This window comes from Enterobacter sp. Sphag1F (assembly GCF_014193275.1).
GTDB classification, from domain to species: domain Bacteria; phylum Pseudomonadota; class Gammaproteobacteria; order Enterobacterales; family Enterobacteriaceae; genus Pantoea; species Pantoea symbiotica.
The window spans coordinates 57,245-70,497 of sequence record NZ_JACHZD010000005.1 but is presented as its reverse complement, the minus strand read 5'-3'; the positions used below and the strand labels follow the sequence as shown (position 1 = coordinate 70,497).

Sequence of the window (13,253 nt, the reverse complement as noted above, 5' to 3'; positions counted from 1 at the left end):
TCTGTATATGCATTTCTCTCATCATTTCATTCAGCATGCATGACCATGAAAGTAAACATTGTCGGTAAAAATGATGGAATGACTGACTATTTGCGTTAAGGGGAAACTTCATGATTTATAAAATTGAATAAACAGGAAATTAAAGTTTTTATAAGGAGCCAGGAACTTTCTGATTGTTAAGGTGATATTCTGCACAAAAGTGCTTACACAAAACTTACAATCAATTTCCCTTAAGTCTTATTATGATGGCAAAAACATGGATGTCACTGGCGCTGTGCGTCGGTATGATCACAACTTCTGCATTTGCGGCACCGTTAAATCCTGGCGACCGTGATTATATTCAGAACCAGCAACAGCAACGTTTGCAAAATGACCAGCAGCAGCGTGACGCATTGTGGCGTGCTACCGCGCCGCAGAGCACGCCAGCAGCGGATTCCGGCCAGGCGGGTCCCTGCTTCCCGGTGCAGCATATCGCTATTCGCAACGCCACGCTAATTTCTGCCGGCCAGCAGCAATCGCTGGCCGCATCTTATATTCATCGCTGCCTGAACTTAACCGAAATTAATTCGCTGGTGCATGCCATTTCTGACTGGTATATGCAGCGCGGCTATATCACCAGTCGGGCATTTTTAATTGAACAGGATTTATCGCAGGGTGAGTTAATTATTCCGGTGCTGGAAGGGAAGCTGGACGCCATTCGTCTCGACGGCCAGCATCCGCGTTCATTACAGATGGCGTTTCCCGGTCTGGAAGGCAAGGTGCTTAACCTGCGCGATATTGAGCAGGGCATGGAGCAGATTAACCGCGTGCGCACCACGCCGGTGCAGATTGAAATACAGCCGTCGCCTAAAACCGGTTATTCGGTCGTCAATCTAACGGCCAAACCGGAATTTCCGATCAGCGCATCATTAGGTTTCGATAATAGCGGACAGAAAAGCACCGGCGTTGGTCAGCTCAACGCGTCGCTGACGGGAAACAATCTGCTGGGACTGGCCGACCGCTGGTTTATCAGCGGCGGACGCAGCAGCGCCTTCAGCGACTGGCGTGATGCGCAAAACCTGCAGGCGGGCGTCAGCGTGCCCTACGGCTACGGCCTGCTCGACTACAGCTACAGCTGGAGCAACTATCACAGCAGCTTCGTCAACAACGGCTTTACCTGGCTGAGCAACGGCGACAACGTGTCGCACCGGCTTAACGGTTCGTGGGTGCTGTTTCGTAACGGCGATATCAAAACCGGCGTCCAGCTCGGCCTGAATCACTACTCCAGCCACAACTATCTCAACCATACCCTGTTGCAGAGCAGCAGCCGCAAAATCTCCAGCGCGCAGCTGGGACTCAATCATACGCAGAAAATCCTCGGCGGCGTCGCTACGCTCAATCCAACGTTCAGCCGCGGCATGCCGTGGTTTGATGCCGAAGATGACGCGGGAAAAACCGGCGATCTGCCCAAAGCACAGTTCCGCAAGTGGAGCATCAGCGGCAGCTTCCAGCGCCCGCTGGCTGACAAACTGTGGCTGCTGAGCAGCATTTACGGCCAGTGGTCGGCGGATCGACTGTACGGCAGCGAACGCCTGACGCTGGGTGGCGAAAGCTCGGTGCGCGGCTTTAAGGAGCAGTATCTCTCCGGAGATGCCGGTGGCTATCTGCGCAACGAGCTTAGCTACAGCCTGTTTACGCTGCCCGTTTTAGGCGACGTCAGCGCGCTGGCCGCCATCGACGGCGGCTGGTTAAAGAGCGACGCGCAGAACCGCGAGTCTACCGGCACCTTGTGGGGCAGCGCGCTAGGTCTCAGCACGCGTGGCCGCAACTTCTACACCCAGTACACCGTCGGCATTCCGCTTAGCTATCCCGGCCATCTCCAGCCGGATCACGTCAGCATTTACGCCCGCGTCGGGCTGGTTTTCTAAGAGGCAAAGATTATGGACGATCGTCAACCCGTTTCCCTCGCCCGTCGCGCGCTGAGTTACCTGATTTGCTATCTGGTGGCGGTCCAGCCGATGCTGCCTGCTGTCGCCGCGCAAATTACGCCGGTAACACCGGGCACAAAAATGGATGCCGCCGGCAACGGCGTGCCGGTGGTGAATATCGCCACGCCCAACGGCGCCGGGATTTCGCATAACCAGTACCAGCAGTACAACGTTGGCAAAGAAGGTTTAATCCTCAATAACGCCACCGGCCAGCTTACCCAGACGCAGCTTGGCGGCCTGGTCCAGAACAACCCCAACCTTAAAGCCGGGCACGAAGCGCAGGCGATCATCAACGAAGTGGTTGGCGCTAACCGCTCGCAGTTGCAGGGCTACACCGAAGTGGCGGGTAAAGCCGCTAACGTGATGGTGGCCAACCCGTACGGCATTACCTGTAACGGCTGCGGCTTTATTAACACACCGAACGTCACGCTGACCACCGGTAAACCGCAGCTGGATGCCAACGGCAATCTGGCTGCGCTGGAGGTGACGAAAGGATCGGTGATCGTCGAAGGTCAGGGACTGGACGGCAGCAGCGCCGATGCGGTGTCGATCGTCGCGCGCGCAACGGAGATCAACGCCGGGATCCATGCGAAAGATCTGTCTGTTACGGTCGGGGCAAACCGCGTGGGTGCGGATGGTTCCGTCACGCCGATTGCTGGTGAAGGTGCGGCGCCGTCGGTGGCGGTGGATACCGGCGCGCTCGGCGGCATGTATGCCAATCGCATTCATCTGGTGTCGAGCGAAAAGGGCGTTGGGGTTAACCTCGGTAACCTGGTGGCGAAGCAGGGGGATATTCAGCTCGATGCCAGCGGGAAACTGACGCTCAACAACAGCCTGAGCAGCGGCGCGCTGATGGCGAATGCTGAATCAGTGACGCTTGGTGGGGAAAACAAAGCGTCCGGACAGGTCACGCTCAGTGCACAGCAGGATGCAACGCTCAACAAAGGCACGCTGGTCAGCGACGCCGGAGTCAGCGTCACGGCGAAAGGAAATCTCACCGCCAATGGCACCAGCATCACGGCAGGACGTGATATTCAGCTTGGTGGCACAACCGTTGTCATGGACAGCAATGCCGTCGCGAAAGCCGGTAACGATATCCGATTGCAGGCGCAGGATCGGCTCAGCAACAGCGGCCAGCTGACGGCCGGAAAAAATCTCAATATAACCGCAAAACAACTCGATAATCGCGGCATGCTGGCCGGTAACACCACCGGCATTAACACCCGTAGCCTGCAGAATGGTAAGGGCGCGGCCATCTCCGGCGCAGAGAATCTCACCCTCAGCAGCGACAGCCTGCTGAATCAGGGCGTATTGTCAGCACCGGTGCTCTCACTCAGCAGCGTGCAAACCGATAACAGTGGGCTGATTCAGGGCAGCAAGGCGCTGACCTACAGCGGCAACCGCCTGAATAATCTGGCGGGCGGCACCCTGAGTTCGGATAACAGCTTTGCACTCAATCTGCCGCAACTGATTAACAGCGGGCTCATCACCAGCAAGGCTGGGCTGACGCTGAGTGGCGACGCGCTGACCAACAGCGGTGAGATCAACGCTGCCAGCCTGTTTGCCTCGAATGCGCAGCTGAACAATCAGCAGGGCGGCCTGCTGCTCGCGGATAACAACCTCAGTCTTCAAAACGCTGCGCTGACCAATGACGGTCAAATCGCCGCAGCGACAACCACTGTTGATGCCAGTACGCTGAACAACAGCGGCACGTTGCAGGGCAAACAATCGCTGCAGGCCAGCGGCAAGGTGATAACCAGCAGCGGTACGTTACTGAGTGACGGCAAATTAACCATCGCAGCAGACACGCTCACTAACCGGGGCCAGCTGCAAGGACAACAGCTGGCGGTGACGGCGGGCAACTGGCATAACAGCGGCAATGCGTTGAGTGCGGGTGATGGCGTACTCAACGCCGCAACGCTTGATAACAGTGGCAAAATTCTTGGTCAGCAGAACCTACAGCTCAAAGCAGATTCGGTTGATAACAGCGGCTGGCTGCTGGCGCAGGCGCTCAGGCTTCAGGGCGATTTGGTTAACAGCGGGCTGATTCAGGGCAGTGATGCACTGACCGTGATGGGCGATAAGCTCAGTAATAAAACCGGCGGCCAGTTATTGAGTGCCGGCACGCTGACTGCTCAGGCTGGAAGCCTGGATAATCAGGGCAGCATTCAGGCCGACATGCTTGATATGCGGCTGCAAAGCTGGCAGAACGCCGGCAGTGCTCAGGCGACCACGCAGTTCCTTGGTACGCTGAGCGGCGCGCTGGATAACAGAGGCACGCTGCTGAGCCAGAACGATTTTGCCCTCATCAGCGATAAAATTACTAATAGCGGTACGTTGGCGGCTAACCGACTCAGCATCACGGCACCTCAGCTGACCAACGCCGGACTGCTGCAGGGTAACAACTCGCTCTTACTGAACAGCGCGAATATCACCAACGCCTCCAGCGGTCAGCTTATTAGCGGCGGTTCGCTTACGCTTTCACCTGAGCAACTAACCAATGCGGGCCTGTTACAGGTGGCGGATGACTTCAGCATCAACGGTCGTGACCTCACCAACAGCGGACGCATCACCGCTACTAACCTAAAAGCAGACCTGAGCGGCACGCTGAACAACAGCGGGCAGGGTGTTCTGCTTGCACAGCGCCAGGCGGATATTCAGACGAGCACGCTGAACAACAGCGGTTCGATTGCGGCACAGCAGTTGAACGCTTCAGGTGATGTGCTGAAGAATCAAAGCCTGCTACAGGGTGACAGCGGACTCAGCGCGGATTTCAGGCAGTTCAGCAACCTGAGCGCGGGGCAGCTACTGAGCAACGGTATTCTTGCAATTAAGGGCGCAATCGCTGACAACGCCGGTATGCTGCAGGGCAACAGCATTGACTATCAGTTTGGTTCTCTGATCAACAGTGGCACGGTTTACGGTATTGACGCACTTAAAGGTCAGTCCGACGGGCTGCTGGATAACCGTGGCAGCCTGACTGCGGGCGGCAATGCCAGCCTGACGGCGCGCAACCTGCAAAACAGCGGTAAGGTGCTGGCCGGTAATCTGGTACTGCGCGGAAATAACCTTAGCAACAGTGGCTTATGGCAGGGAACATCCTCGCTGGATGCGCAATCGCGCGGCGCTTTAACACAGGCGGCTGGCAGCAAAACGCTGACCGGCGGCGACCTGCTGCTGAACGCTTCCGACCTCAACACGGCGGGCACAATCCAGGGTGACAATGCGCAAATCAGCGCAGGACGCTGGCAGAATCAGGGCTCGCTGCTGGGCACCGCAGGCGTGTCTGCGGACGTTAAGGGTGAGCTGCGCAACAGCGGTGAAATATTGTCGCAGGGCACGGCACAGGTCAGCGCGCAGAACCTGAATAACAGCGGCTCGCTGCTGGCGGATAAAGCGATGACGCTGAGTGGCGATGCGCTGAATAACAGCGGCAGCGTGCAGGGCGAAAAGCTGGCTATTACCCCGGCCAGCGTGACCAATCAGGGCAGTCTGATTGGCCTGCAATCACTGACTATCGGTCCGGCGCAGACCCGTGGTTTCCGCATGCTGGCGGTACAGTCGCAGCCCGCACGTGAATTAATCAACAATGCTGGCGGTCAGCTGCTGACGCAGGGCGCGCTGAACATCACCGGTGATGTCATCACCAACAACGGCAGCTGGCAGGGACAGCAAATCCTGCTGAACGGCACCCGCCTGGCTAACAACGGCGCGATTCAGAGCGCGGGCGATCTGACGCTCAACCTCAGCGATGCGCTGACGTCCGCCACGGGCAGCAAAATCACCGCCAACGGCAACGCCGCGCTCAACGCCCTCAGCCTCACCAATCAGGGACAATGGATTGCCGGAAACCTGACATTAAAAGGCACTACGCTAAGCAACGGCGGAGAAATCTCCGGCGTTAACGGACTGACGGCAGTACTTGGCGGCACGCTGACGCAGCAGCAAAACGGCGCGCTGTTATCAGGTGGCAAACTGGATCTTCAGGCGGCGACGGCTAGCAATGATGGCCGCATTCAGGGCGGTGATCTGACGATCACCACTGGAACACTGACTAACAACGGACGGTTGCAGGGTGATAAGAGCCTGTTGCTGACCACCAGTGGCCGCATCACCAACAACAATAGCGGGACGCTGATAAGCCAGAGCGGTCTGACGCTGACCACGCCTGAGCTGTATAACTACGGCCTGATTCAGGGGACAACTAATCGCATCACCGCCAGCAGCAGCGCGACCAACAGTGGCAAAATGCTGTCTGCGGGTGAGCTCACGCTCAACACGCCTCAACTCGTCAATAGCGGCTGGTTGCAGGCAGCGCAGCTGACGCTGAATGCTGCCAACGCCAGCAACAGCGGCACCTTGCTGGCCGATCAGCAGGGAACTTTAACCGGCTCGCAACTGCTGAATCAGGGAACTGCGCAGGGTGGCACGCTGGCGGTCAATTATGGCCAGCTCAATAACAGTGGCACGCTGCTGGGTGTCAATCAGCTGAACGTGAAGGCCAGCCAGGTCACGCAACAGGCAGCAGGAAAGCTGTTGAGCGGTGGCAATCTGCTGCTGGAAAGTACGGGATTCGATCAGCTGGGCCAGGTGGTGGCGCTGGGCGATGCGACGCTGAAACTCATCAACAGTTTTACCGCACGCAATACGCTGGCCGCAGGTAATCGCCTGACTATCAGCAGTAACGGTGCGATTGAGAACCAGGGCACGTTACAGGGGCAGGCGCTGACGTTGAGTGCAGGCGGCGATCTGACGAACAACGGCCAGCTCACAACCGGAACCGGCGACAGCAGCCTGAGCGGTAACCGCATCAATATGAACAGCGCTGGCTCGCTGCAGGGTGGTGGCAACATTGCGCTGGCCAGCCGCAGCGACGTAGCACTCAATGGCTTCACCGGCACGCGTGGCAGCCTCACCATTTCCTCGCCAGGCAGCATTGTGAATACGGCATTACTTTACGCCGGACAGAATCTCTACCTGTACGCTAACAGCATTCAAAATCAGCGTGGCGATATGCTGGCAGGCAACAGTCTGTGGATGCAGCGCGACGCGGTGGGGAATGCCAATGGTGAGGTGATCAATACTTCGGGAACCATTGAGTCTCAGAATGGTGATATCACGATTAGGACCGGGCATCTGCTGAATACGCGTGAGGGCTTGATCACCAGTGAAGAGGTAACCCAGCTTGCTACCCCGTCATGGGCAAATGGACCGAATGTTAGGATCCCGTTCTCGTGGTTTAAACCCGGCGATTACTATAAATACGTCAGTGGAACTCAACAACATCACGGACATGGTGATGACTGGGAAACCCATACATACAGCTATGCACCGAATGCTGATGTCCAGGTGCAAAAGGTTGCATATCAGTCCATAGCAGTGACCGCTAATGCAAGCGGAGGAGCAGGTCGTATTGCAGCGGGCCGAGACCTGAATGTGCAAGCGGCGCAGCTTGATAATTCTGCCTCCTCTTTGCTTGCTAGTAACAATATGGCGCTGTCAGGGACGGAATTGAATAACCAAAGCTGGACTGATGGCACAACCACGGCTTATCAGATTTACCGTTATAGTGGTGGCGCTACGTCGAATTCATTTGGATACACGCTTGATGACAGTCCGGCGTATGAAACTACCGGTAGCGGCAACGTATATCGCAGCGTCATTCAGGCAGGCGGCAACGTTAACGCCAGCTTCAGCGGTGATATCAGCAATACCTCCACCACTTCCAACGCCGGCTGGACAGGCACCACTGTCAATGCGCCTGTATTAAATCAGCTCGCCGCAATCGGCCAGGTGGCAGTTCAGCAGCGCCAGCAACTCGCCGCCACAGATAAGGTGGCGATCAACTCTCCCGAATGGCGCGACCAACTGCAAAATGCCCTGCAGCAGGTCAACGGTGGCACATCGCTGCAAAATGCACAGCCTGAAACCGTTGGGCTCTCAAATCACAATGGCAAACAACAGGGCAACGCGAACCTTGGTAAGGCCGCTGAACTGGCGTCAGGCAGCGCAGTAAAACCATCGGCTCTGGGCAGCTATGGTGCTTCAGCGGTGGATACCAGCGCCTATCCGCTCCCCACCAGTGACAATGGCTACTTCGTCCCGGGCGACAGCAGCAGTACCTATCTCATCACCGTAAACCCGAAATTAAACGGTCTGGGACAGCTGGACGCCAGCTTGTTTGGTGACCTCAATCAGTTGCTGGGTAAACAGCCTGGCAGCGCGCCACAGGAAAGCCGTCAGCAGTATACCGACGTGAATACTTTCCTCGGCTCGTCCTATCTGCTGGACAGGCTGAACCTCAAGCCTGACAACGATTACCGCTTCCTTGGCGATGCGGCATTTGATACCCGTTACGTCAGCAACACCGTTCTTAACCAGACCGGCAGCCGCTATCTGAATGGCGTGGGTTCCGATCTGGACCAGATGCGTTACCTGATGGATAACGCCGCCGCGTCACAGCAGGCTTTAGGCCTGCAGTTTGGCGTGTCGCTTACTGCGGATCAGGTTGCTTCACTGGATAAGAGCATCATCTGGTGGGAAGCCACCTCGGTGAATGGTCAGACGGTGATGGTGCCGAAAGTGTACCTGTCCGAAAAAGATGCGGCGATGAACAACGGCAGCGTGATTGCCGGGAACAACGTGACGCTTTCTGGCGGTAACATCACCAACAGCGCCAGCAGCATTGTGGCGCAGAACGCTGTCAGCGCCGACAGCCAGAACAATATCGCCAACCTTAAAGCCGGGCTGATTAAAGCCGGAGGCGAGCTGAATCTCAGCGCGCTGAATAGCATCAACAACGTCAGCTCGACAATCAGCGGTAAAAAGGTGGCGCTGGAAAGCGTCAACGGTGACATCAACAACACTACCATCAGCTCACAATGGACGATCGGCGGCAACGTGCCAGTGCAGGCAAGCAAGACACTGCTTGGCCAGACGGCGGCGATTACGTCACTGGATGCGCTCAGCCTGAAATCCGGCAACGATATCAACATCACCGGTGCCTCACTGAACGCAGGCGGCGATTTGCTGCTCAATGCCTGGCACGACCTCAGTCTCAACAGCATCGAGACCAGCGAAAGCCGTAAAACGGGTAACAAGGAAACGCATAGCTCCGGAGCTGAACGCACGACCGTTTCCAGCGGCGGCAACCTGACGCTGGTAGCCGGGCAGGATATTACCAGCCAGGCGGCAGCGCTGGCAGCCGAAGGCGATATTGGTCTGCATGCGGGCCGCGATATCAATCTGAATTCCGTAGAAAACCGTTCAGGCGACAGCGAGCGCGGCAGTAAAAAAACGGTTATCAACGAAGCAGTGCGTCAGCAGGGCACTGAAATTGTCAGTGGTGGCAGCACGACGATGCTTGCCGGGAACGACATCACCACTCAGGCCGCTAGCATCACCGCAAACAAAGATATTGGATTACAGGCCGGCCACGACGTAAATATCACCACGGCGACGGAAAGTGATTATGCCTACAAGGAAGAAACTAAAACCAAAAAAGGCCTGTTCAGCAAGAAAACGACTCACACCATCAGCGAAGACAGCTCAACCACTGGAAAAGCTTCTCAGCTAAATGGCGACCAGATTTCAATCGTCGCGGGTAATGACCTGACTCTAAAAGGCTCCACTGTTGTCGGTGAAAACAATGTTGGTCTTAAAGCTGGCAACGATCTCACTATTACGGCGGCAACCGATACCCAGAGCAGCTATCGGCTGAGTGAAACCAAGAAGAGCGGCATGTTTAGCGGTGGCGGGATTGGGGTCACTTTTGGCAGCGCATCCTCGAAACAGCAGCTTAAGCAGGACGGCACTACAGAAAGTCAGAGTGCCAGTACCGTTGGCAGCACGGGTGGCAACGTAACGCTGGTTGCGGGTCATGACGCGCACGTAGCGGGATCGGATGTGATTGCTAAGCAGGACATCAGCCTGGTCGGCGGCTCGGTCACTATCGATCCGGGCAACGACACGTTAACGCGCCGTCAGAGCTTTGAGCAGAAACAAAGTGGTCTGACCTTAAGGCTAACCAGCCCGATTACTGACGCGTTACTGAGTTTGGGGTCTCAGGCTAAAGAGGCCGGACAGGCAGGAGACGATCGTCTTAAAGCGCTTAACGCGGTAAAAATGCTGGAGAGTGGCTGGGCAATGTCAGGCGCGGCAGGACAGTCTGCGGCAGCCCTGGCGAAGGGTGATTTAAATAATGCCGGCATTAAGATTGAGCTGAGCGTCGGTGCCAGCAAAAGCAAGTCTTCTTCAGAATACAACGCCAATACGATTAGCGGCAGTTCGCTTAACGGCGGTGGTAATGTCACTGTGGTTGCCACGGGTGCAAACGGTGCCAGTGGTGACCTGAATTTGACTGGCAGCGGTATCACTGGAGGTAACGTCACTCTTGCCGCAGCGCATGACCTCAACCTGATCGCCGCCAGCAACAATAGCGATCAGAAGAGTAGCAATAAGTCATCTGGCTGGAGTGCGGGCGTACATATTGCTATTGGTCAGGAAACCGGTATTGGAGTGCAGGCCAGCGGGTTCATGGCCAGCGGCTCGGAGAATGGCAACACAACGTCTTACGTTAATAGCCGCGTCAACGCGAAAGATAATCTGACGTTGAGCAGTGGGAACGATACGCTACTCTCCGGAGCTCAGGCGCTGGGTAACCGTATCACCGTTGATGCAGGTAACAACCTCACACTGACCAGCCTGCAGGATATCGACAACTACCAAAGTAAGCAGCAGAGCGCCAGCGGTGGCTTCAGTTTCACCTTTGGCAGTATGACTGGCTCGGCTGGGCTGAGTATTAGCAAGAGCAAAGTTAAGAGTGAATACGCAAGCGTTGGGGATCAGAGCGGTTTGTTTGCGGGTGACGGTGGCTATGACATTTACGTTGGCAATCATACACAGCTGAATGGTGCTGTAATCGCCTCAACCGCCCAAGCGGCAGACAACCACCTGTCTACCGGCACACTGGGCTGGGGAAGCATAGATAATCATGCTTCTTACAGCGCCAGCAGTGCGGCAATGGGTATCAGTGGAGGATATAACAGCAACAATAAACCGGGAGAGCAATATGCAGGCTCCGCGCTGCCGGCTTTAGTGAATTTGAATGGAAGTGCATCCGGCACAACACAATCTGCGATCTCAGCTGGCACCATTACGGTTCGGGATGAACGGAACCAGAAGCAGGATGTAGCGGATCTAAGCCGCGATACCGATAACGCGAACGGCAGTATTGGTAAGATTTTCGATAAGGAAAAAGTCGAAAACCAGATGGCTTTTGCACAAGGCGTACAGGAACTGGCGGGCAAGGTTGTCAGTGATGTCAAAGCTTACAAGCTGGATGAAGCTGCAAAAGAGACCTCAGACCGCCTCCTTAAGGAACATCCTGAATACGCCAGTTTATCTAATGAAGATTTCAACACATTGGTTCGCAACGATTCTGGATATAAGGACGTGGCGGATAAGTGGGGTACTGGTGGAACTTATTCGATGGTTGCCAGTGCAGTCGCGGGTGCGCTTGGCGGCTTGAGTGCCAACAACATGGGCGCGGCAGCCAGCGGCGCAATGGCACCATATATTGCTAATGCTATAAAGAAAGCCACTACATCATACAACGCTGACGGCACAGAAAAGACTAATCTGGTAGCAAATACCATGGCGCACGCCGTGGCAGGTGCGATTCTGGCAGAGATTAGCGGTGGAGATGGCGCAGCCGGTGCTGCTGGAGCCGCAGGCGGTGAGCTGATAGCCCGGGCGATAGTGTCGGGAATGTATCCTGGCGTTAAGGCCAGTGACCTTACAGAAAGCCAGAAGCAGACCGTGAGTGCGCTGAGCCAGTTGGCAGCAGGCCTTGCGGGGAGCCTTGCCTCGAATTCATCAGCCGGGATCTCAGCTGGTGCGAGGGCGGGTAAGAATGCCGCAGAGAATAATGCCATGGGTTGCATGGGTTCTAATGAACCGATGTGCATCGGCAAGCCTGATGAAATGCTCTTTACAGGAGGTGGTGGGCGTGGGGGTGCTTCCGCTGTTTCTAAAGAAATTAGTGGTAAAGCGACTCGACCACCTAACATGTCTCCTGAAGGTGCAGGAAGAAATGGTGCATTTAGAGAGGCAAAGCGGCAAGCAGGAATTCCTGTTGGGCAAAATCCAAGTAATGTTTATCCTAATGTTGATAAACGTGGTAATTCTCAACCAGGGTTAATATATGAATTTGATGTGCCAAAGTCAGGCGGCGGTACTGCAAAGGTCTATATAAGAGATGATGCTGGGGGCCATAGTTTTGGCAGTGACAATCCTCAAAATCGGGGTGCACATTTTAATGATCCTAAAGGAAATCATTATGATTACTGATGTGATAGTTAGGCATGCAACAGATATTCAAGAGAAAAACGAAATAGCTAATTTTAGTACTCGGTATAATGTTTTTTTAAAAAATACTTCTGCTATAAGCTGGGAGCTATTAGAGTTTACAAGAAGCAAAGGTGCCGAGGTCTTACTCAAGGAGATGGTTTCTAAGTTAATGAATTTTCACCTTAATAGTTTACTGGTGTTTGTTGAATTTTCTGCACCGCAACCTAAAAATGCGGTTGTTAAACATAAAAAAACTTGGGGGCTGCTGGAGGAAAGGGGAGTGAATAGTACCATGATCAAAAACAAAAAAAACTATTCATTTGATTTTGAAGGTGGACTAAAACTAATTGGTTTTGGCGAAATTGATATTCAAAATAATAATGTCATAGAAAGCCTGATAAAATCGAATGAGGACGTTTTTTTTGCACTTGCAAATAAAAAATCGACTTTACTTCAAGGAGATATTGATTATGATATTAACAAGTCTAAATGGATGGAGGAAATTATTGAGCGCGATGGCATAATATTTTTCCCACTAGGATATAATGATGACACATCTTGTGAGATTGTTGCGCTAGGTAAGAGTAAAAACATTCATCCTTTGAGCAAAAAATGAAAGTTTGGAATGCTGGCCATCATTCTTCAATTCAGATGATGGCCAGTGATGAAATCATTAGAGAATATTTGGGGATGTTACATGGATAAGTAGGCGACACATACGCCATCTTAAATTCGTGGGTTAACACCTGATAATATTCCGTCTTGACATCTTTTTAGACGTTCGTGATAGAAGGTCTTGTTATTTCGGGTGAACAGTACGTTCCTTGCAAAGGGTGGCATTTGACCTAAGTGAATAGCGTCGAGTGCGCGTTTAGGTACCCAATTCAACATAATAAGCATACAGCGTCCCAGCCCCTCAATCAGGAATCAAAACCC

At 54.3% G+C, this 13,253-nt stretch carries 3 protein-coding genes; all 3 read left to right on the top strand.

What is annotated here, in order from left to right; genetic code table 11:
- The first annotated feature begins 242 nt into the window (after positions 1-242).
- From FHW71_RS16445 to FHW71_RS16435, 3 genes are read left to right on the top strand one after another with little or no spacing between them, the layout of a single operon-like run.
- Complete coding sequence (locus FHW71_RS16445; RefSeq protein ID WP_179452543.1) at positions 243-1,907, top strand: ShlB/FhaC/HecB family hemolysin secretion/activation protein; 1,665 nt, start codon at positions 243-245, stop codon at positions 1,905-1,907.
- 12 nt (positions 1,908-1,919) lie between these two features.
- Positions 1,920-12,317, top strand: coding sequence for a hemagglutinin repeat-containing protein (locus FHW71_RS16440; protein ID WP_179452544.1), 10,398 nt, complete (start codon positions 1,920-1,922; stop codon positions 12,315-12,317).
- On the top strand, positions 12,307-12,933 hold the full coding sequence (locus tag FHW71_RS16435; protein WP_179452545.1) for a hypothetical protein: 627 nt from the start codon (positions 12,307-12,309) through the stop codon (positions 12,931-12,933). Before FHW71_RS16440 ends, FHW71_RS16435 begins: the two co-directional genes overlap by 11 nt.
- The last annotated feature ends 320 nt before the right edge of the window (positions 12,934-13,253 follow it).

Bases quoted from the DNA above. Each gene is read 5' to 3' on its own strand.
- FHW71_RS16445 (WP_179452543.1), top strand. From the start codon at position 243: ATGATGGCAAAAACATGGATGTCACTGGCGCTGTGCGTCGGTATGATC.
- FHW71_RS16440 (WP_179452544.1), top strand. From the start codon at position 1,920: ATGGACGATCGTCAACCCGTTTCCCTCGCCCGTCGCGCGCTGAGTTAC.
- FHW71_RS16435 (WP_179452545.1), top strand. From the start codon at position 12,307: ATGATTACTGATGTGATAGTTAGGCATGCAACAGATATTCAAGAGAAA.